Raw genomic sequence first — 19,187 nt, 5'->3', positions numbered from 1 at the left:
TTGGCGGGCGTTTTGCACGTCTGGCATCCACTCAGCGACCACAAGGATGTTTGCCCATGTCACAAGGTTCGGCGACACGTTATCCACTGGTGCTGGTGCCGGGCATGCTAGGGTTCATCCGGCTGCTGCTGTATCCGTACTGGTACGGGATCATCAAGGCGTTGCGCCGTGGCGGGGCGACGGTGATTGCGGTGCAGGTATCGCCGCTCAATTCCACCGAGGTGCGTGGCGAGCAGTTGCTGGTGCGCATCGACGAAATTCTGCGCGAGACCGGCGCCGCCAGGGTCAATCTGTTCGGCCACAGCCAAGGCTCGTTGACCGCACGTTATGCCGCCGCGAAACGGCCGGATCTGGTCGCCTCGGTAACCTCCGTGGCCGGGCCCAATCACGGTTCTGAACTGGCCGACTATCTGCAGAAACACTACCCGGCGAACAGCGCCAAGGGCCGCATGCTTGAGGTGCTGTTGCGTTTTGTCGGCTGGCTGATGGCGTTGCTGGAAACCGGTTACCACGGGCCGAAACTGCCGGTGGACATCCACGCTTCGCATCAATCGCTGACCAGCGAAGGCGTGGCGCTGTTCAATCAGCGTTATCCACAGGGCCTGCCCGAGACCTGGGGTGGTCACGGGCCGGAAAAGGTCAATGGCGTGCGTTATTACTCGTGGTCGGGAACCTTGCAACCGGGCAAGACCGATCGCGGCGGCAACCTGTTCGACGGCACCAACCGCAGCTGCCGCTTGTTCGCGAAAACCTTCGTGCGCGAGCCAGGGCAGTGTGACGGGATGGTCGGGCGCTACAGCTCGCACCTCGGCACGGTGATTGGCGACGACTATCCGCTGGATCACTTCGACATCGTCAATCAGTCGCTGGGGCTGGTGGGGAAGGGCGCGGATCCGGTGCGGTTGTTTGTCGAGCATGCGGCGCGGCTAAAGGCCGCCGGATTGTGACTCGCTTTTGTGGTGAGGGGATTTATCCCCGATGGGGCGCGCAGCGGCCCCGCTTTTTATCTCAAAACAAGGGCTGCTGCGCAGCCCATCGGGGATAAATCCCCTCACCACAGGGCCAGATCAGGCAACGCTGAGTTTTCGGCCTAGAACGGTGGTCCAGCGCTCCGACAGAATCACCCCACCCAACGTCAACACCCCACCCACCAGGTGATACATCGCCAGCTCTTCCTTCAACACCACCGCCGCAATCAGCGCGGTAATCAGCGGCAGCAGGTTAAAGAACAACGTCGTGCGGCTCGGTCCCAGGCGCTGTACCGCCTGCATCCACGCCAGCGGCGCGAGCATCGAGGCCAGCAGGCACGCATACAGCACCAGCGGAATGTTCTGCGCGGTGAAGCCGGTTTTCGGCGAGGCGGCGTACAGCGGAAACAGCACCACAATCGCCACCAGCACCTGCAGGTACAGCAACACCAGCGGCGGCAGGCGCAGCTGCCATTTTTTCAGCAGGGTGCTGTAGATCGCGTAGGCCAGGGTGGCGATCAGCATCATCGCGTCACCCAGGTTCACTCCATGTTGCAGCAGCGCGCCGAGGCTGCCGGACGACACCACCACCAGCACGCCGGCGAACGACAGCACCGCGCCGAACAATGCCCCAGCGGTCAGGCGCTGGCCGAGGCTGATGATTGCCATAGCCAGCGACATCAGCGGCATCAGCGACAGGATGATGCCCATGTTGGTCGCCGTGGTCAGCGTCGCGGCGAAGTAGGCGAGGCTTTGATAGACCGCCATCCCGAGCACGCCGAGGATAAAGATCTTGCCCAGGTTCGGGCGGATCTGCGGCCAGTGCGCGATCACCACTTTGAACATGAACGGGGTGAACAACAGGCCGGCCAGCAGCCAGCGATAGAAACCGATCTCGGCGGGGAAGATCGCCCCGACCGCCAGTTTGTTGATCACGGTATTGCCGGCCCAGATGAAAATCGCCAGCAGGGGAAACGCGTATTGCATGGGGTTAAAACCAGTACGTTGATGAACGCTGATTATCCCTTGTCTGGATGTAGGCCTATACTGCGAAACGGACAACCTGCCTCTGCAACCGGACAGCATGAACAGTAAACATATCGATCTGCTGGATTTCAGCGAACTGCCGTCGGCGGTGTACTTCCGCTACGCCGATTTCAACACCCATGAATATGCGGCGCCGCACCGCCATCCGTGGGGCACGCTGGAGTACGCGGCCCACGGCGTGCTGCACATGGATGTCGACGGCAGCCGCTTCATGTCGCCACCGCACTACGCGGTGTGGGTGCCGCCGCAGGTCGAGCACAGTTTCTACAGCCACCAACCGGTCAACTACCGCGCGGTGTGCCTCGATCCGAAGGTTTGCGCCGATCTGCCGCCGCGCGCCTGCACGCTGGCAATCAGCGACATTCTCAAGGCGATTCTCAAGGACTTCGCCGCCCGCGACGTGAAGATCCCCGAACTCGACGCTGACCAGCGTCTGGCCCAGGTGTTGGTCGATCAACTGCAACAGGCGCCGGTACATGAATGTTATCTGCCGTACGCGAGCAATCCTGGGTTGCTGGCGATCCTCGACGCCTTGCAGGCTGATCCGGGCAATAACCAGCCACTGGCGCACTGGGCGGCGCAGGTGTACGTAAGTGAGCGCACGCTGGCCCGGCAGTTCGTGCGTGAACTGGGGATGAGTTTCGGCGAATGGCGTCAGCGCCTGCGTTATCTCGCGGCCATCGAGGCGCTGGAAAGTACCCGCAGCGTGCAGGAGATCGCCTTCGATCTCGGCTACAGCAGCGGCTCGGCCTTCATCGCCATGTTTGCCCGGCAGGCCGGATGTACGCCGGAACAGTATCGGCGTAGCCACCTGGAAGGCAGGAAGGTGTAACAAGATTTGGCTACACTTCAGCGGAGGCCGCATCCATCGATGCGGCGACAAGGAGAAAACTCCATGAAGATGTTGCGTGTCCCTTTGTTGATGATCGGTCTGCTCCTGTGTTCCCAGGGTTTCGCCGCCACGGCGCAACAGAACAAAATGACCACCTGCAATGCTGATGCTACCGCCAAGAGCCTCAAAGGCGACGAGCGCAAGACTTTCATGAGCACCTGCCTCAAGGCTGCACCGGCCGCCAATGACGGCAAAGTGCTGACCCCGCAGCAGGAAAAAATGAAAACCTGCAACGCCGATGCGAAAACCAAGGCGCTGACCGGCGATGCGCGCAAGACCTTCATGAGTGATTGCCTGAAGAAAAAATAATCAGCAAGGATTGCGGTGAACGGGCCGGCCTCTTCGCGAGCAGGCTCGCTCCCACATTGAAATGCGTACCCCCTGTGGGAGCGAGCCTGCTCGCGAAGGGGCCATTGAGCACGACAATAGCCCCTGCATATCCCTAGTGCTCTCCCCGGATCGCTGGCAGACTGCCAATCCTTTTACGCCGTTCGTTTTGAGGCTGTATGCCAACGTTTTCTGAGCGTCATGTTGTGTTTTGGGTCAGTTGCATCATCATCTGCGGCGGCTTGCTGCTGGCGTTGCCGCTGCGCTTGTTGCCCAGCCTGCTGGCCGGTTTGCTGGTGTTCGAGCTGGTCAACATGCTCACCCCGCAACTGCAACGGCTGATCGAAGGTCGGCGTGCGCGCTGGCTGGCGGTGGCACTGCTGGGCACCCTGGTGGTCAGTGTGCTGGCGCTGATCTTTGCCGGCGCCATCAGTTTCCTGCTGCACGAAGCGGAAAATCCGGGCGCCTCGCTCGACAAATTCATGGGCGTGGTCGATCGCGCGCGCGGGCAACTGCCGCCGTTTCTCGACGCCTACCTGCCGGCCAGCGCAGCGGAATTTCGCGTGGCCATCGGCGAATGGGCGAGCAAGCACCTGTCCGAGCTGCAACTGGTGGGCAAGGACGCGGCGCATATGTTCGTCACCCTGCTGATCGGCATGGTCCTCGGCGCGATCATTGCCCTGCAGCGCGTGCCGGATCTGACCAAACGCAAACCGCTGGCCGCCGCCCTGTTCGACCGTCTGCATCTGGTGGTTCAAGCCTTTCGAAACATCGTCTTCGCGCAGATCAAGATTTCCCTGCTGAACACGTTCTTCACCGCGATTTTCCTGGTGGTGGTCTTGCCGCTGTTCGGTATCAAGCTGCCGCTGACCAAGACCCTGATCGTCCTGACCTTTCTGCTCGGCCTGCTGCCGGTGATCGGCAACCTGATGTCGAACACGCTGATCACCATCGTCGGCCTGTCGCTGTCGATCTGGGTGGCGGTGGCGGCGCTGGGCTATCTGATCTTTATCCACAAGCTCGAATACTTCCTCAACGCGCGCATCGTCGGCGGGCAGATCAGTGCCAAGTCGTGGGAGTTGCTGCTGGCGATGCTGGTGTTCGAAGCTGCGTTCGGCCTGCCGGGAGTGGTGGCGGGGCCGATTTATTACGCGTACCTGAAGAGTGAGTTGAAGCTGGGCGGGATGGTTTGATTCAGAATTTGTAGTGTTTGAGCTGGCCTCTTCGCGAGCAGGCTCGCTCCCACATTTTGAGCGCATTCCTTCAGTTGAAATGCGATCTACTGTGGGAGCGGGCTTGCTCGCGAAGGGCGCACTGCCGATTCCGGATCAGGCCGTCGCGCCGTAGCGCTTCATCGCCTCAATCGCCAGACCGCTGCCGATGCTGCCAAAGATATTCCCTTCCACATGTCGCGCATTCGGCAGCATCGCCGAGACGCTATTGCGCAGTGCCGGAATGCCGCTCGAACCGCCGGTGAAGAACACCGTATCGACCTGCGCCACCGACACGTTGGCATCGTTCAACAGCTGCGTAACGCTGCCGCGCACGCGTTCAAGCAAGGCGTCGATCGACGATTCGAACAGGGCGCGGCTCAGTTCCACGCTCAGGCCCGGCTCAATACGGTCCAGCGGTACGTGGCGGCTGTCGGCGTGGGTCAGCTGGATCTTGGTTTCTTCGACTTCCATCGCCAGCCAGTGCCCGGCGCGCTGTTCGATCAGCTTGAACAGACGGTCGATACCGCCGGTGTCCTCGATGTCGTAGCGCATGCTGCCCAGCGCCAGGGTGGATTTCTGCGAGTACACCGAGTTGATGGTGTGCCAGGTCGCCAGGTTCATGTGGTGACTGGTCGGCATGTAGGCGCCGCTCTTCATCCGGCTGCCGTAGCCGAACAGCGGCATCAGGCCTTGCAGGCTCAGCTGTTTGTCGAAGTCGGTCCCGCCGATGTGCACGCCGCCGGTGGCGAGGATGTCATCGTGGCGGTTGTCCATGCCGCGACGCTCGGGCGACAGACGTACCAGCGAGAAGTCCGAGGTACCACCGCCGATGTCGACGATCAGCACCAGCTCTTCTTTTTCGATGGTCGACTCGTAGTCGAATGCTGCAGCGATCGGTTCGTACTGGAACGACACGTCCTTGAAGCCGAGCTTGCGTGCCACTTCGACCAGGGTGTCTTCGGCTTCCTGGTCAGCCAGCGGGTCGTCATCGACGAAAAACACCGGACGCCCCAGCACCACTTGTTCGAACTCGCGACCGGCGGCCGTTTCGGCACGGCTCTTGAGCTGGCCGATGAACAGCCCCAACAGATCCTTGAACGGCATCGCCGTGCCGAGGACGCTGGTGTCGTGCTTGATCAGCTTGGAACCGAGCAGGCTCTTGAGCGAGCGCATCAGCCTGCCTTCGTAGCCTTCCAGGTACTCGTGCAGGGCCAGGCGCCCGTAAACCGGACGGCGCTCTTCGATATTGAAGAACACCACCGACGGCAGGGTGATCTTGTCGTCTTCCAGCGCGATCATCGTTTCCATGCCGGGGCGCAGCCAGCCGACGGTGGAGTTGGAGGTGCCGAAGTCGATACCGCAGGCACGGGCTGGAGAGGCGTTGTTCATGTCTTTCGGGTTCCGGTCAAAAAACGGCCGCGCAGTGTATGTCAGTGCGCGGCAGATTCGAAGGCCGGTCATCTGCTATTTCACGACTAAGCTTCTTGAAAGTCGCAGCTTCGCCCCAAACTTGCTGGCATGGGCCGGCAGACATACCGGCGGTCGCAAGAACCGTCGTCCACTGCCGATAAACTTCTGCTGCGCCACCCGGTCACAAAGTTGAGATCGGTCAACCCGGCACGCGCGAATGAGCGCATGCTGGTCTCGGCGCGAAATCGATAACGGATGGTGATTCCTTCGATGGACTTCAAAGACTATTACAAGATACTCGGCGTGGAGCCGACAGCGGACGACAAGGCGATCAAGGCTGCCTATCGCAAGCTGGCGCGCAAATACCACCCCGATGTCAGCAAGGAAAAAGACGCTGAGGCCAAGTTCAAGGACGCCTCGGAAGCCTATGAAGCGCTGAAAAGCGCCGACAAACGCGCCGAATATGACGAGCTGCGCCGTTATGGCCAGCACGGTCAGCCGTTCCAGGGCCCGCCGGGCTGGCAGAGCCGTGGCGGTTTTGGCGGCGGCGGTGGCGACACCGGCGACTTCTCGGACTTCTTCAGTTCGATCTTCGGCAATCGCGGCGCCGGTTTCGGTGGCGACGGTCGGCAACAACGCAGTGCAGGGCGCCGAGGGCAAGACGTGGAAATGGAACTGCCGGTCTTCCTTGAGGAGACGCTGTCGGACGAATCGAAGAAGGTCAGCTTCCAGATCCCGCAATACAACGCCAACGGTCAGCACGTCAGCAACACCAGCAAGAGCCTGAATGTGAAGATCCCGGCGGGCGTCACCGACGGCGAGCGCATCCGCCTCAAAGGCCAGGGCGCACCGGGCATCGGTGGCGGGGCCAATGGCGATCTGTACCTGACCATTCGCTTTGCGCCGCACCCGAAATTCGATGTCGAAGGCGAAAACCTGATCATCACCTTGCCATTGGCACCGTGGGAGCTGGCGCTGGGCACCGAGGTGGCCGTGCCGACCCTGACCGGCAAGATCAACCTCAAGGTTCCGGCCGGCAGTCAGAACGGTCAGCGCATGCGCGCCAAGGGGCATGGCTTGAAGAACAAGGCCGGTGAGCGCGGTTACCTGTTCGTGCAGCTCAAGGCCGTGATGCCGAAAACCTCCGACGACGAGGTCAAGGCGCTGTGGCAGGAACTGGCGAAGAAAGCTGCGTTCAACCCACGAGAGAACTTCTGAATCCGACGACGGAGTAGCCCATCATGAGCAGCCCCCTGATCGTTCAACTGGACATGGCAGAATTCTGTGAGGCGGCCGATCTGTCGGACGTCTACGTGATCGAAATCGTCGAACACGGCATCCTCGAACCTCAGGGCGCGCAGCCCCGGGAATGGCGGTTCACCGACTACGAACTGAGCCTGGCCAAGCGCGCCGCGAAGTTGCGGCGCGAGCTGGAGCTGGAGTGGGAGGGCGTCGCCCTGGCACTTGATCTGCTGGATGAAGTGAAGGAACTGCGAGCCGAGAATCGCATGCTGCGCCAGCGGTTGGGGCGTTTGGTGGTCGAATAGTTTTACCGTTGGTTCTGGAGTGTCTTTGCCGGCCCCTTCGCGAGCAGGCTCGCTCCCACAGGTTGACTGCGGTCTCCTGTGGGAGCGAGCCTGCTCGCGAAGAACGATTACGCGGTTGGCCTGCTTAAACCTTTCTCGGCAACACCACACTGAACAACGTCCCGTCAGCCTCACTCGAGCTGACATCGATCGTCCCGCCATGGGCGGTCACCACTTCCTTGACGATAAACAGACCCAACCCGAGGCTGGTCGACGGCTGTCCGAGTTCTTCGTCGGCGCTGCGCACCAGCGGGTCGAAAATCGTACCGATCGCCTCTTCGGAAATCGGTGTGCCGTAGTTGTGCACCGACAGGCACACGTGGTCGCCCTCGCCACGCAGATCGAGGGTCACGTCGCGCTGGTTGGCACCGTGCTGCAAGGCATTGCCGATCAGGTTTTGCAGTAATTGGTCGATCCGTCCGGCGTCCCACACGCCGCTGGTGTCACCGTGCACGGTGAGCCTGGGATCGGATTGCGGTTGACCGGCGCAAGCTTCGGCGATCGCCGCTCGCGCCGCAACGGCCAGATCCATCGGTGCCGGCTCGATCGGCAGGCTACGGCCCAGACGACTGCGCACCAGTTCCAGCAGATCGCTGACCATCGTCGCCATGTGCCGCGCGCCACGCTTGATGTGCTGGGCGCAGGCCAGGGCATCGCCTTCAAGGCTGGATTTGCGCAGCAGCAGTTCGGTGGACATGCTCACCGCCTGCAGCGGCGCACGCAGGTCATGGCCGAGGATGGCGAGGAAAATGTCCCGCGAGCGATTGACCTGCTCGGCGTAGGCCGCGGTGGATTCGGCCAGTGCCTCGTCGATGGCTTCGTTGAAACGGATCATGTCCTGAAAATAGGTCATGTCCGGCGAGTCAAGGCTGTTGACCCACAGGCGGATCACGCAGGCACGCAAATGGCGGAATTCACTGGTCATCTGCACCAGGTCAAAACCGACGGTGTGGCGCAGTTCGCCATGGCTGGCGCCGGCCTCGTCCAGGCTCGGGGTCTTTTCCGGGCCTTCGCCCTTGGCCTTGGCAGCCTGTTCGGCGGGGCTTTGCGGCTTGTTCATGTCGCGGGCGGCGGCCCGCAGAATCTCGCTGGCGTGATCGCGCAGCGCAGTGGAATCCAGATAGTCGGCGGCCGGCGTGATGGTCGCGGCGAACTGTTCCCACTCATCGACGATAGGGTCGATATTGGCCACGATGAACTCGGAAAGACGCATGGGCAGTTCCTGAAAAAAGGCGGAGCGAATCGAATATTAGTCCCTTTGGCGGGAAATACACGACCGTTTGCACATCGGTTTTCCTGCCCCATGAAAAAGGCCCCCGGCCCGTGCGCAAGACGCGGGTCGGGGGCCTTTTGTCGTGTGTCAGAACAGGAAGTAACGCTGAGCCATCGGCAAGGTTTCCGCCGGCTCACACCAGAGCAGCACGCCGTCGGCCTTGACCTGATAGGTCTGCGGATCGACGTCGATGTTCGGCAAGTAATCGTTGTGGATCAGGTCGGTTTTCTGCACGTCGCGGCAGCCTTTGACCACGCCGATTTTCTTCTTCAGGCCCAATGCCTCGGGCAACCCCGCCTCCTGCGCGGCCTGACTGATGAACGTCAGGCTGGTGGCGTGCAGCGAGCCGCCGTAACTGGCGAACATCGGGCGGTAGTGCACCGGTTGCGGGGTTGGAATCGACGCGTTGGCGTCGCCCATCAGACTGGCGGCGATGGCGCCGCCCTTGAGGATCAGCGTCGGTTTCACACCGAAAAACGCCGGACGCCAGAGCACCAGGTCGGCCCATTTGCCAACTTCGATCGAACCCACTTCATGGCTGATGCCATGGGTGATCGCCGGGTTGATCGTGTACTTGGCGATGTAGCGCTTGGCGCGGAAGTTGTCGTTGCCTTCGCCGTCCTGCGGCAGCGGGCCGCGCTGCTTTTTCATCTTGTCGGCGGTCTGCCAGGTGCGCGTGATGACTTCGCCGACGCGGCCCATGGCCTGGCTGTCGGAGCTGATCATCGAGAACGCGCCGAGGTCGTGGAGGATGTCTTCGGCGGCGATGGTTTCGCGGCGGATACGGCTTTCGGCGAACGCCACGTCTTCGGCGATGCTCGGGTCGAGGTGGTGGCAGACCATCAGCATGTCGAGGTGTTCGTCGATGGTGTTGCGGGTGAACGGCCGGGTCGGGTTGGTCGAGCTCGGCAGCACGTTAGGAAAACCGCAGGCCTTGATGATGTCCGGCGCATGACCGCCGCCGGCACCTTCGGTGTGATAGGTGTGAATGGTGCGGCCCTTGAACGCGCCGAGGGTGGTTTCGACGAAACCGGATTCGTTGAGGGTGTCGGTGTGGATCGCCACCTGCACGTCGTACTGGTCGGCGACGCTCAGGCAGTTGTCGATGCTCGCCGGGGTGGTACCCCAGTCTTCGTGCAGTTTGAGGCCGATGGCGCCGGCCTTGACCTGCTCGATCAGCGGCTCCGGCAGGCTGGCGTTGCCCTTGCCGGTGAGGCCGATGTTCATCGGGAACGCGTCGGCGGCCTGGAGCATGCGCGCCAGGTGCCACGGCCCGGAGGTGCAGGTGGTGGCGTTGGTGCCGGTCGCCGGCCCGGTGCCGCCGCCGATCATGGTGGTGACGCCGCTCATCAGCGCTTCTTCGATCTGCTGCGGGCAGATGAAGTGGATGTGCGTGTCGATGCCGCCGGCAGTGAGGATCATGCCTTCACCGGCGATCACCTCGGTGCTGGCGCCGATGGCGATGGTCACGTTGGGCTGTACGTCCGGGTTACCGGCCTTGCCGATCGCGGCGATGCGCCCGTCCTTGAGGCCGACGTCGGCTTTGACGATACCCCAGTGGTCGATAATCAGCGCATTGGTGATCAGCGTGTCGACCACTTCGGCGGCGAGCAGCTGGCTCTGGCCCTGACCGTCGCGGATCACTTTGCCGCCGCCGAATTTGACTTCTTCGCCGTAGGTGGTGAAGTCCTTTTCGACTTCGATCCACAACTCGGTGTCCGCCAGGCGCACCTTGTCGCCGACGGTGGGGCCGAACATGTCGGCGTAGGCTTGACGCGAGATCTTCATGTGTTCGCCTTGGAATTCAATTGGTTTTGAGATCGTTCGCTGCGCTCACTTTCGCGAGCAGGCTCGCTCCCACAGGGGATCGGATTCCAGCTGGAGGAACTCGGTTTAATGTGGGAGCGGGCTTGCTCGCGAAGGGGCCAGAGCAGACACCGTATTACTTAGAGATCACCCATGACCCGCCCGGCAAAGCCGAACACCCGCCGATGCCCGGCGTACTCCACCAGCTCGACCTCGCGACTTTGCCCCGGCTCGAAGCGCACCGCGGTGCCGGCGGGGATGTTCAGGCGCATGCCACGGCTGGCCGCGCGATCAAAGGTCAGCGCGTCGTTGGTTTCGAAAAAGTGATAGTGCGAACCGACCTGGATCGGCCGGTCGCCGCTGTTGGCGACTTTCAGGCTGAGGGTGCGGCGGCCGACATTCAATTCGATGTCGCCGGGCTGGATCTGGTACTGGCCGGGAATCATGGCCGGGCTCCTTGCAGAGTCTTGTAGTAGAGGGCGGTCGGGCGATACGTGCCGTGCGGGTCGCAGGCGTAGTCGGGAATTTCGCCGGCGCGGGTGTAACCCAGGGCCTTGTAGAAATCTTCGGCGGGCGAACCAGCCTCGGTGTCGAGGTAGAGCATGCCGCGCTTGTGCTTGGCCGCTTCGAGCTCCAGCGCATTCATCAATTGCTGGCCGAGGCCACGGCGGCGCGCCTGTTCACGCACCAGCAGCTTCTGCACTTCTGCGCGATTAAGGCCGTTGGCCTTCTGGCACAGGCCCAACTGCACGCTGGCCTGCACCTCTTCATCCTTGACCACCACCCAGAGCAACACGCTGCCCTTGTTCACTTGTTGCTGCACTTCATCGAAATAGGCGCGGGCCTGCGCGGCATCGAGGTCGGCCATGAAGCCGACGCTGGCGCCATAACCCACGGCGTCGAGCAGCAGATCAATCAGGCCCTGACGATAGTGCGCAAAACTTTCCGCATTGACGCGTCGCAGTTGGGCGGGGTTCATCGCGTATCACTCCTTGTTGGCGACCGGCGGCTGGGCGCCAGGATTGAGGGTCAGTTGCATGAAGGTCAGATCGAGCCAGCGGCCGAACTTGGTGCCGACTTGCGGTATTTGTCCAGTGATGCTGAAACCGGCGCGCTCATGCAGACGAATGGAAGCGGCGTTGCCACTTTCGATGGCGGCGACCATCACATGCTTGTCGCAGGCTTTGGCCCGCTCGATCAGCACGCTCATCAATTGCGGGCCAAGGCCGTTGCCGCGCTGGTCGCTGCGCACGTAGACCGAGTGCTCGACGGTATGGCGGAAACCGTCGAACGGCCGCCAGTCGCCAAAGGAAGCGTAGCCGAGCACAACGTTGTCGACGTCGACGATCACCAGAATCGGGTAGGCCTGGGCCTGACGGGCGCTAAACCACGCCTGGCGGTTGCCGAGGTCGACCGCCGATTCGTTCCAGATCGCCGTGGTGTTGAGCACCGCGTCGTTGTAGATGTCGCGGATTGCCGGCAGGTCGGCGTGCAGGGCATCGCGAATGGTGTAGGTCATGGCGCGGCCTCAGACGATCGGTTGGTGGACGGTGACCAGTTTGGTGCCGTCGGGGAACGTCGCTTCGACCTGGATCTCCGGGATCATTTCCGGGATGCCTTCCATCACCTGTTCACGGCTCAGCAGGGTGGTGCCGAAGTGCATCAGCTCGGCCACGGTCTGGCCATCACGGGCGCCTTCGAGCAGCGCTGCGGAGATGTAGGCCATGGCTTCCGGGTAGTTGAGCTTCACACCTCGGGCCAGTCGGCGTTCGGCGACGAGGCCGGCGGTGAAGATCAACAGCTTGTCTTTTTCGCGTGGGGTCAGGTCCATTGCGGGTATCCATCAGGGCAGATTGAAAAGGGTCGGGACTGTTGGCACAGATCCCTGTGGGAGCGAGCCTGCTCGCGAAGGCGCCGGCACATTCAATATTTGAGGTGACGGATAAAGCGCTTTCGCGAGCAAGCCCGCTCCCACAATTGGATTGCATTTCAGGTGTTCCAGATTCGCGGGGGCTGGGCTTCGCGGCCTAGCAGAGCCGGGCGTAACAAACGCCATAAATCGATGAGCCAGGCACGGGCGAGCAATGCTTCTGACGCCAGACACCGAGCCACCAACAGGCCGGGCAACTGGGTCAGATCACCGCGCACCTCATGGCCCAGCGAGCGACAACGCTCCAGCAGCTCGGCATCGATTTCACCGCTCACCAGCAGCGTCGCAAACACCGGATGGCCATCCAGACCGATCGGCGAATCCAGCAACCCGTCACCGCCAGTAATCCTCTGACGCTCGTGCCAGAGCAATCGCCCGTCACGGCGGATATCCAGATGCGCTTGAAAGTGTCCGAGGTCGAAGCGCTCGCCACTGGCCGGTCGGCCCAGCGCCACCACGTCCCAGTAGAACAGCCGCGCATCGCCCTCAAGCTCGATCGAGGTGGTGAGTTCGGCCTGGGCGGCGCTGTAGACGATGGTTTCCTGCGGCAGCCACTCCAGCGTCGCACCTGCGGCCACTTTCAAATCGAGTTGCTGATACGCCGGCCCCGCTGCGCGATACCACTTGGCCGCGCCGGGGCTGGTGATCTGCGCCCAGGCGTCTGCTTCGACGCGGGCGCTGATGTTCAGCCGGTCACCGCCGGCGATCCCGCCGGGCGGGTGGACGATGATGTGCTGGCAGACCTCGGGGCCTTCGGCATACAGGTGCTTTTGCACGCGCAGCGGGCCGAGATGCCGGCGCTGAACCGGGCGCGTACAGTCGCCGAAGCGGGCGTAGGCCAGCTCCAGCTCGGCGTGCCAGCTCGGGGTAAACAGGGCAGTGGGAAGCGGTAAGTTCATGGTTTGTAATTATCGTTAGGAAGCTACAGATTAAATTGTTACCAGACCTCGTACACCCTCGGCCTCCATATTTTCACCGCGGCCCTGCTGCACGATCTCGCCCCGGGACATCACCAGGTACTGATCGGCCAGCTCCGCAGCGAAATCGTAGAACTGCTCCACCAGCAAAATCGCCATGTCGCCACGCGCCGCGAGCTTTTTGATCACCGCGCCGATCTCCTTGATCACCGAGGGCTGGATGCCTTCGGTGGGCTCGTCGAGGATCAGCAAACGCGGACGACTGGCCAGGGCGCGACCGATAGCCAGCTGCTGTTGCTGACCGCCGGACAGGTCGCCGCCGCGGCGCTGCTTCATTTGTAGCAGCACCGGGAACAATTCGTAGATGAAACCTGGGACTTCTTTCGCTTCGCTGCCGGGAAAACGGGACAGGCCCATCAGCAGATTTTCTTCCACCGTGAGCCGGCCGAAGATTTCCCGGCCCTGTGGCACATAGGCGATACCGGCGTGTACCCGCTGGTGCGGCTTGAACGTGGTGATCGCTTTGCCTTCCCAATTCACCACGCCTTCCTTGGCCGGCAACAGGCCCATCAGGCATTTGAGCAGGGTGGTCTTGCCCACGCCGTTGCGCCCGAGCAGGCAGGTGACTTCGCCGACTTTTACCTCGAATGAGAGGCCACGGAGGATGTGGCTACCGCCGTAGTACTGGTGCAGCTTGTCGACTTGCAGCATGTTCAAATTCCTTCTGTTGCACACAGAACCCTGTGGGAGCGAGCCTGCTCGCGAATGCGGCGTCACATTCAGCATTTTCAGCGCCTGATGCACCGCTTTCGCGAGCAGGCTCGCTCCCACAGGTTTTGCATTCGCAAAATTCAGCGGCCGAGATAGACCTCGATCACCCGCTCGTTTTCCTGCACCTGCTCCAGCGACCCTTCGGCCAGCACGCTGCCCTGATGCAGCACCGTCACATGATCGGCAATCGAGCCGACGAAGCCCATGTCGTGCTCCACCACCATCAGCGAATGCTTGCCGGCCAGCGACTTGAACAGCTCGGCGGTGAATTCGGTTTCGGCATCGGTCATGCCCGCCACCGGCTCGTCGAGCAGCAGCAGTTGCGGGTCCTGCATCAGCAACATGCCGATTTCCAGAAACTGTTTCTGCCCGTGGGACAGCAAGCCCGCCGGGCGATTGACCGAGGTGGTCAGGCGGATGGTGTCGAGCACTTCGCTGATCCGGTCTTTCTGCTCGCCGCTCAACTTCGCCCGCAGACTGGCCCACACCGACTTGTCGGTTTTCTGCGCCAGTTCCAGGTTCTCGAACACGCTCAGCGCTTCGAACACTGTGGGTTTCTGGAACTTGCGCCCGATGCCGGCCTGGGCAATCTGTACTTCGCTCATCTGCGTCAGGTCGAGGGTTTCGCCGAACCAGGCTTTGCCGTGGCTGGGGCGGGTCTTGCCGGTGATCACGTCCATCAGCGTGGTCTTGCCCGCGCCGTTGGGGCCGATGATGCAGCGCAGTTCGCCGACACCGATGTACAGGTTCAGATTGTTCAGCGCGCGAAAGCCGTCGAAGCTGACGCTGATGTCTTCCAGGGTCAGGATCGTGCCGTGACGGGTATCGAGGCCCGGGCCGACGCGTTGGCCGAGGCCGATCGTGTCACGGCTGGTGCCTTCGTCCTTGTTCGGTTCCACGGGGAAAAACGCCGGTTCGAGCATGAATTCAGCACTCGCAGTGACTCTCATTGTTCACCTCGTTTCTTCAGCAGGCCGATCACGCCTTTGGGCAAATACAACGTCACGACGATGAACAGCGCGCCGAGGAAGAACAGCCAGTATTCAGGGAAGGCCACGGTGAACCAGCTCTTCATGCCGTTGACCACACCGGCACCGAGCAGCGGCCCGATCAGCGTGCCGCGACCGCCGAGGGCGACCCATACCGCCGCCTCGATCGAGTTGGTCGGCGACATTTCGCTGGGGTTGATGATGCCGACCTGCGGCACGTACAGGGCCCCGGCCAGACCGCACAGCACCGCGCTCAAGACCCAGACGAACAGTTTGAAACCGCGCGGGTCGTAGCCGCAGAACATCAGGCGGTTTTCTGCATCGCGCAGCGCGGTCAGCACCCGGCCGAGCTTGCTCTGTGCAAGACGCCAGCCGATGAACAGACTCGCCACCAGCAACAGTACGGTCGCCAGAAATAGCACCGCGCGGGTGCCCGGCTCAGTGATGCCGAAACCGAGAATCGTGCGGAAATTGGTGAAGCCGTTGTTGCCGCCGAAGCCGGTCTCGTTGCGGAAAAACAGGAGCATCCCGGCGAAGGTCAGGGCCTGGGTCATGATCGAGAAATACACACCCTTGATCCGCGAGCGGAAGGCGAAGAAGCCGAACACCAGCGCCAGCAGACCCGGTGCCAGCACCACCAGACACATCGACCAGATAAAGCTGCTGGTGCCGCTCCAGTACCACGGCAGGTCGGTCCACGACAGAAAAGTCATGAACGCCGGCAAACCATCACCGGCGGCCTGACGCATCAGGTACATGCCCATCGCATAACCGCCGAGGGCGAAGAACAGGCCGTGGCCCAGCGACAGCAGCCCGGCGTAGCCCCAGACCAGATCCAGCGCCAGAGCGACGATGGCGTAGCAGAGGATTTTGCCGACCAGCGTCAGGGTGTAGGCCGAGACATGCAGCGCGCTGTCTGCCGGCAACAGCGAGAGCAACGGTAGAGCGATCAGCAGCGCGAGGATCACCGCGCCGATGGCGAGGGTGACTTTCGGGCCGGCCTTTTGCGTGGCCGTGACAAGTAGAGGCTGGTTCATCAGTCGATCACCCGTCCTTTCAGTGCGAAGAGGCCTTGCGGACGTTTCTGGATGAACAGAATGATCAGCGCGAGGATCAGGATCTTGCCCAGTACCGCACCGATCTGCGGTTCGAGAATCTTGTTGGCGATGCCCAGGCCGAACGCAGCGAGCACGCTGCCGGCGAGTTGGCCGACGCCACCGAGCACCACTACCAGGAATGAGTCGATGATGTAGCTCTGGCCGAGGTCCGGGCCGACATTGCCGATCTGGCTCAGCGCCACGCCACCGAGGCCGGCGATGCCCGAGCCGAGGCCGAAGGCGAGCATGTCGACGCGCCCGGTCGGCACGCCGCAGCAGGCAGCCATGTTGCGGTTCTGCGTGACCGCACGCACGTTGAGGCCGAGGCGGGTCTTGTTCAGCAGCAGCCAGGTCAGCACCACCACGAACAAGGCGAAGGCGATGATCACGATGCGGTTGTACGGCAGCACCAGATTCGGCAGCACTTGAATACCGCCGGACAGCCACGCCGGGTTCGCCACCTCGACGTTCTGCGCTCCGAACAGCAGGCGCACCAACTGGATCAGCATCAGGCTGATGCCCCAGGTGGCGAGCAGGGTTTCCAGCGGCCGGCCGTAGAGATGACGAATCACCGTGCGTTCCAGCGCCATGCCGATCGCCGCCGTGACAAAGAACGCCACCGGCAGTGCGATCAGCGGATAGAACTCGATGGCTTGCGGGGCGTAGCGCTGGAACATCAGCTGCACCACGTAGGTCGAGTAGGCGCCAAGCATCAGCATCTCGCCATGGGCCATGTTGATCACCCCGAGCAGGCCGAAGGTGATCGCCAGCCCGAGGGCCGCGAGCAGCAGGATCGAGCCGAGGGACATGCCGCTGAACGCCTGACCCAACACTTCGCCGATCAGCAGTTTGCGCTTGACCTGAGCCAGACTGGTTTCGGCGGCGGTGCGCACCCCGGCATCGCTTTCCACGCCGGGTTCGAGCAGGCCTTCGAGGCGCGTGCGGGCCAGCGGATCGCCGGTTTCGCCGAGCAGGCGCACGGCGGCCAGACGCACCGCCGGATCGCTGTCGACCAGCTGCAGATTGGCCAGCGCCAGGCTCAGGGCGGCGTGGACGTTCTCGTCTTTTTCGCCAGCCAGTTGCTGGTCGAGGAATTTCAGCTGCGCGGGTTTCGCGCTTTTCTGCAATTGCTGCGCGGCAGTCAGACGGGTTTTGGCGTCGGCGGCGAGCAATTGGTGGCTGGCCAACGCGGTGTCGATCAGACCCCGCAGGCGGTTGTTCAGGCGCAGGGTTTTCGGCTGGCCGTCGAGGGTCAATTCGCCTTGTTGCAGGGCGTTGATCAGCTCGACACGCGCCGGCTCGGGCTGCGCGGCCCAGGCTTCCAGCAGTCTGGCTTGCTGCACGGGATTGGCGGCGACGAAGTCTTCGGCGTCACCGGCAAAGGCAGTCATCGGCAACAGCAGTGCGATGGCGAGGATGAAGCGGTATAGGGTAGTCGGCATAAAGAGTCGCCTTGCGCGGACTAATTGTGGGCGCAGTCTTTGTGGCGAGGGGATTCATCCCCGATGGGTTGCGAAGCAGCCCCAAATCCAGCGGTCGCGGTGTATCAGATTGATCGCGTCGACTGATTTCGCGACTGCTTCGCAGCCGGTCGGGGATGAATCCCCTCACCACAAAATATTGTTCCCACAGAGGGAGTGTGTCGGACTGAAAGTCTTAACAGCCCGACACCCAATGGCTCAGTTGCTCTTCACCGCGTAATCCGGCTTCTTGTCGTTGCCATCGATAAACGGACTCCAAGGCTGGGCGCGGATCGGGCCTTCGGTCTGCCACACGACGTTGAACTGACCGTCGTTCTGGATCTCGCCGATCATCACCGGTTTGTGCAGGTGGTGGTTGGTCTTGTCCATGGTCAGGGTGTAACCGGACGGCGCGGCGAAGGTCTGGCCGGCCAGCGCTTCGCGAACTTTGTCGACGTCGGTGGACTTGGCTTTTTCCGCTGCCTGCGCCCACATGTGGATGCCGACGTAAGTGGCTTCCATCGGGTCGTTGGTCACCGCTTTGTCGGCGCCCGGCAGGTTGTGTTTCTTCGCGTAAGCCTTCCAGTCAGCGACGAACTTCTTGTTCACCGGGTTCTCCACGGACTCGAAGTAGTTCCACGCCGCAAGGTTGCCCACCAGCGGTTTGGTGTCGATGCCGCGCAGCTCTTCTTCACCCACCGAGAACGCCACCACCGGTACGTCGGTAGCCTTCAGGCCCTGATTGGCCAGCTCTTTGTAGAACGGCACGTTGGAGTCGCCGTTGACCGTGGAGATCACAGCAGTCTTGCCGCCGGCGGAGAATTTCTTGATGTTGGCGACGATGGTTTGATAGTCGCTGTGACCGAACGGGGTGTAGACCTCTTCGATGTCCTTGTCGGCCACGCCTTTGGAATGCAGGAACGAGCGCAGGATCTTGTTGGTGGTGCGCGGGTAGACGTAGTCGGTGCCGAGCAGGAAGAAGCGCTTGGCGCTGCCGCCTTCTTCGCTCATCAGGTATTCAACGGCGGGGATCGCTTGCTGGTTCGGCGCGGCGCCGGTGTAGAACACGTTCGGCGACATCTCTTCACCTTCGTACTGCACCGGGTAGAACAGCAGGCCGTTGAGTTCTTCGAACACCGGCAGTACCGACTTACGCGACACCGACGTCCAGCAACCGAACACCACGGCGACTTTGTCCTGGGTCAGCAACTGCCGGCCCTTTTCGGCAAACAGCGGCCAGTTGGACGCCGGGTCGACTACCACCGGTTCGAGCATCTTGCCGTTCACCCCGCCCTTGGCGTTGATCTCGTCGATGGTCATCAGCGCCATGTCTTTGAGCGATGTTTCGGAGATCGCCATGGTCCCGGACAACGAATGCAGAATCCCCACCTTGATGGTCTCGGCGGCCTGGACAGTCCAGGTCATGCCCATCGCGGCAATGGATGCCGTGAGTGTGAAAGCCTTGATCAAACTGCGACGCTTCATTGTGCGATCTCCATG

20 protein-coding genes are annotated in these 19,187 nt (G+C 62.0%); 6 read left to right on the top strand and 14 right to left on the bottom strand.

The features are described from left to right. Window positions 1-56: 56 nt before the first annotated feature. Window positions 57-947, top strand: a complete 891-nt coding sequence (locus HDC30_RS14090; protein WP_183783668.1) for a triacylglycerol lipase — start codon at window positions 57-59, stop codon at window positions 945-947. Between the two features lie 120 nt (window positions 948-1,067). Here the strand turns inward: HDC30_RS14090 and HDC30_RS14085 are convergent, their stop codons facing one another. Then, on the bottom strand, window positions 1,068-1,955 hold the full coding sequence (locus HDC30_RS14085) for a DMT family transporter (RefSeq protein WP_097089889.1): 888 nt from the start codon (window positions 1,953-1,955) through the stop codon (window positions 1,068-1,070). 97 nt (window positions 1,956-2,052) lie between these two features. Between HDC30_RS14085 and HDC30_RS14080 the strand changes: the two genes are divergently transcribed. From HDC30_RS14080 to HDC30_RS14070, 3 genes are all read left to right on the top strand, one after another. After that, window positions 2,053-2,847 (top strand): helix-turn-helix transcriptional regulator, encoded by a 795-nt coding sequence (locus tag HDC30_RS14080; protein WP_097089890.1) that lies wholly within the window; start codon window positions 2,053-2,055, stop codon window positions 2,845-2,847. Window positions 2,848-2,910: 63 nt separating this feature from the next. Beyond that, a complete protein-coding gene (locus HDC30_RS14075; RefSeq protein WP_007966973.1) occupies window positions 2,911-3,216 on the top strand; it encodes a PsiF family protein in 306 nt (101 codons plus the stop codon). A 197-nt stretch (window positions 3,217-3,413) separates the two neighbouring features. Further along, the gene (locus HDC30_RS14070; protein ID WP_027613551.1) at window positions 3,414-4,427 is read left to right on the top strand and encodes an AI-2E family transporter; all 1,014 of its coding nucleotides are present in this window, start codon (window positions 3,414-3,416) and stop codon (window positions 4,425-4,427) included. 135 nt (window positions 4,428-4,562) lie between these two features. Here HDC30_RS14070 and HDC30_RS14065 read toward each other — a convergent pair whose 3' ends face one another. After that, the gene (locus tag HDC30_RS14065; RefSeq protein ID WP_027613552.1) at window positions 4,563-5,837 is read right to left on the bottom strand and encodes an Hsp70 family protein; all 1,275 of its coding nucleotides are present in this window, start codon (window positions 5,835-5,837) and stop codon (window positions 4,563-4,565) included. Window positions 5,838-6,128: 291 nt separating this feature from the next. Between HDC30_RS14065 and HDC30_RS14060 the strand changes: the two genes are divergently transcribed. Together HDC30_RS14060 and HDC30_RS14055 are read left to right on the top strand one after the other, a co-directional pair. Then, on the top strand, window positions 6,129-7,076 hold the full coding sequence (locus HDC30_RS14060; protein ID WP_183783666.1) for a DnaJ C-terminal domain-containing protein: 948 nt from the start codon (window positions 6,129-6,131) through the stop codon (window positions 7,074-7,076). Window positions 7,077-7,099: 23 nt separating this feature from the next. After that, a complete protein-coding gene (locus HDC30_RS14055) occupies window positions 7,100-7,405 on the top strand; it encodes a chaperone modulator CbpM (RefSeq protein ID WP_027613554.1) in 306 nt (101 codons plus the stop codon). 124 nt (window positions 7,406-7,529) lie between these two features. Here HDC30_RS14055 and HDC30_RS14050 read toward each other — a convergent pair whose 3' ends face one another. From HDC30_RS14050 to urtA, 12 genes are all read right to left on the bottom strand, one after another. Continuing rightward, on the bottom strand, window positions 7,530-8,657 hold the full coding sequence (locus tag HDC30_RS14050; RefSeq protein WP_183783657.1) for a sensor histidine kinase: 1,128 nt from the start codon (window positions 8,655-8,657) through the stop codon (window positions 7,530-7,532). 147 nt (window positions 8,658-8,804) lie between these two features. Then, window positions 8,805-10,505 (bottom strand): urease subunit alpha, encoded by a 1,701-nt coding sequence (ureC, locus tag HDC30_RS14045; protein WP_027613556.1) that lies wholly within the window; start codon window positions 10,503-10,505, stop codon window positions 8,805-8,807. A gap of 158 nt (window positions 10,506-10,663) precedes the next feature. Further along, complete coding sequence (locus HDC30_RS14040) at window positions 10,664-10,969, bottom strand: urease subunit beta (protein ID WP_098966985.1); 306 nt, start codon at window positions 10,967-10,969, stop codon at window positions 10,664-10,666. Beyond that, window positions 10,966-11,502: a GNAT family N-acetyltransferase gene (locus tag HDC30_RS14035; protein ID WP_183783655.1), complete on the bottom strand. Its 537-nt coding sequence runs from the start codon at window positions 11,500-11,502 to the stop codon at window positions 10,966-10,968. Before HDC30_RS14035 ends, HDC30_RS14040 begins: the two co-directional genes overlap by 4 nt. Window positions 11,503-11,508: 6 nt before the next feature. Next, the gene (locus HDC30_RS14030) at window positions 11,509-12,042 is read right to left on the bottom strand and encodes a GNAT family N-acetyltransferase (protein ID WP_183783653.1); all 534 of its coding nucleotides are present in this window, start codon (window positions 12,040-12,042) and stop codon (window positions 11,509-11,511) included. A gap of 9 nt (window positions 12,043-12,051) precedes the next feature. Continuing rightward, window positions 12,052-12,354: an urease subunit gamma gene (ureA, locus tag HDC30_RS14025; RefSeq protein WP_007915951.1), complete on the bottom strand. Its 303-nt coding sequence runs from the start codon at window positions 12,352-12,354 to the stop codon at window positions 12,052-12,054. A 158-nt stretch (window positions 12,355-12,512) separates the two neighbouring features. Further along, window positions 12,513-13,352 carry an urease accessory protein UreD gene (locus HDC30_RS14020; protein ID WP_103368046.1) on the bottom strand — a complete coding sequence of 280 codons (840 nt, stop codon included), beginning with the start codon at window positions 13,350-13,352 and terminating at the stop codon, window positions 12,513-12,515. Window positions 13,353-13,382: 30 nt separating this feature from the next. Continuing rightward, window positions 13,383-14,081 (bottom strand): urea ABC transporter ATP-binding subunit UrtE, encoded by a 699-nt coding sequence (gene urtE, locus HDC30_RS14015; RefSeq protein WP_183783651.1) that lies wholly within the window; start codon window positions 14,079-14,081, stop codon window positions 13,383-13,385. A 140-nt stretch (window positions 14,082-14,221) separates the two neighbouring features. Next, a complete protein-coding gene (urtD, locus tag HDC30_RS14010; RefSeq protein WP_183783649.1) occupies window positions 14,222-15,091 on the bottom strand; it encodes an urea ABC transporter ATP-binding protein UrtD in 870 nt (289 codons plus the stop codon). After that, window positions 15,088-16,167, bottom strand: coding sequence for an urea ABC transporter permease subunit UrtC (gene urtC, locus HDC30_RS14005; RefSeq protein ID WP_096794793.1), 1,080 nt, complete (start codon window positions 16,165-16,167; stop codon window positions 15,088-15,090). The genes urtD and urtC overlap by 4 nt, the downstream gene beginning before the upstream one ends. Then, window positions 16,167-17,669, bottom strand: coding sequence for an urea ABC transporter permease subunit UrtB (gene urtB / locus HDC30_RS14000; RefSeq protein WP_027613563.1), 1,503 nt, complete (start codon window positions 17,667-17,669; stop codon window positions 16,167-16,169). The genes urtC and urtB overlap by 1 nt, the downstream gene beginning before the upstream one ends. A 237-nt stretch (window positions 17,670-17,906) precedes the next feature. Beyond that, a complete protein-coding gene (urtA, locus tag HDC30_RS13995; RefSeq protein ID WP_027613564.1) occupies window positions 17,907-19,172 on the bottom strand; it encodes an urea ABC transporter substrate-binding protein in 1,266 nt (421 codons plus the stop codon). Window positions 19,173-19,187 lie beyond the last annotated feature (15 nt).

Source organism: Pseudomonas sp. JAI115, assembly GCF_014200835.1.
In the GTDB taxonomy this organism is placed as follows: Bacteria; Pseudomonadota; Gammaproteobacteria; order Pseudomonadales; family Pseudomonadaceae; genus Aquipseudomonas; species Aquipseudomonas putida_A.
The sequence above is the reverse complement of the archived record's forward strand: the minus strand, read 5'-3'. Positions and strand labels throughout refer to the sequence as shown.

Coding starts and splice junctions, on each gene's coding strand:
- HDC30_RS14090 (WP_183783668.1), top strand. CDS start 57: ATGTCACAAGGTTCGGCGACACGTTATCCACTGGTGCTGGTGCCGGGC.
- HDC30_RS14085 (WP_097089889.1), bottom strand. CDS start 1,955: ATGCAATACGCGTTTCCCCTGCTGGCGATTTTCATCTGGGCCGGCAAT.
- HDC30_RS14080 (WP_097089890.1), top strand. CDS start 2,053: ATGAACAGTAAACATATCGATCTGCTGGATTTCAGCGAACTGCCGTCG.
- HDC30_RS14075 (WP_007966973.1), top strand. CDS start 2,911: ATGAAGATGTTGCGTGTCCCTTTGTTGATGATCGGTCTGCTCCTGTGT.
- HDC30_RS14070 (WP_027613551.1), top strand. CDS start 3,414: ATGCCAACGTTTTCTGAGCGTCATGTTGTGTTTTGGGTCAGTTGCATC.
- HDC30_RS14065 (WP_027613552.1), bottom strand. CDS start 5,837: ATGAACAACGCCTCTCCAGCCCGTGCCTGCGGTATCGACTTCGGCACC.
- HDC30_RS14060 (WP_183783666.1), top strand. CDS start 6,129: ATGGACTTCAAAGACTATTACAAGATACTCGGCGTGGAGCCGACAGCG.
- HDC30_RS14055 (WP_027613554.1), top strand. CDS start 7,100: ATGAGCAGCCCCCTGATCGTTCAACTGGACATGGCAGAATTCTGTGAG.
- HDC30_RS14050 (WP_183783657.1), bottom strand. CDS start 8,657: ATGCGTCTTTCCGAGTTCATCGTGGCCAATATCGACCCTATCGTCGAT.
- ureC (WP_027613556.1), bottom strand. CDS start 10,505: ATGAAGATCTCGCGTCAAGCCTACGCCGACATGTTCGGCCCCACCGTC.
- HDC30_RS14040 (WP_098966985.1), bottom strand. CDS start 10,969: ATGATTCCCGGCCAGTACCAGATCCAGCCCGGCGACATCGAATTGAAT.
- HDC30_RS14035 (WP_183783655.1), bottom strand. CDS start 11,502: ATGAACCCCGCCCAACTGCGACGCGTCAATGCGGAAAGTTTTGCGCAC.
- HDC30_RS14030 (WP_183783653.1), bottom strand. CDS start 12,042: ATGACCTACACCATTCGCGATGCCCTGCACGCCGACCTGCCGGCAATC.
- ureA (WP_007915951.1), bottom strand. CDS start 12,354: ATGGACCTGACCCCACGCGAAAAAGACAAGCTGTTGATCTTCACCGCC.
- HDC30_RS14020 (WP_103368046.1), bottom strand. CDS start 13,352: ATGAACTTACCGCTTCCCACTGCCCTGTTTACCCCGAGCTGGCACGCC.
- urtE (WP_183783651.1), bottom strand. CDS start 14,081: ATGCTGCAAGTCGACAAGCTGCACCAGTACTACGGCGGTAGCCACATC.
- urtD (WP_183783649.1), bottom strand. CDS start 15,091: ATGAGAGTCACTGCGAGTGCTGAATTCATGCTCGAACCGGCGTTTTTC.
- urtC (WP_096794793.1), bottom strand. CDS start 16,167: ATGAACCAGCCTCTACTTGTCACGGCCACGCAAAAGGCCGGCCCGAAA.
- urtB (WP_027613563.1), bottom strand. CDS start 17,669: ATGCCGACTACCCTATACCGCTTCATCCTCGCCATCGCACTGCTGTTG.
- urtA (WP_027613564.1), bottom strand. CDS start 19,172: ATGAAGCGTCGCAGTTTGATCAAGGCTTTCACACTCACGGCATCCATT.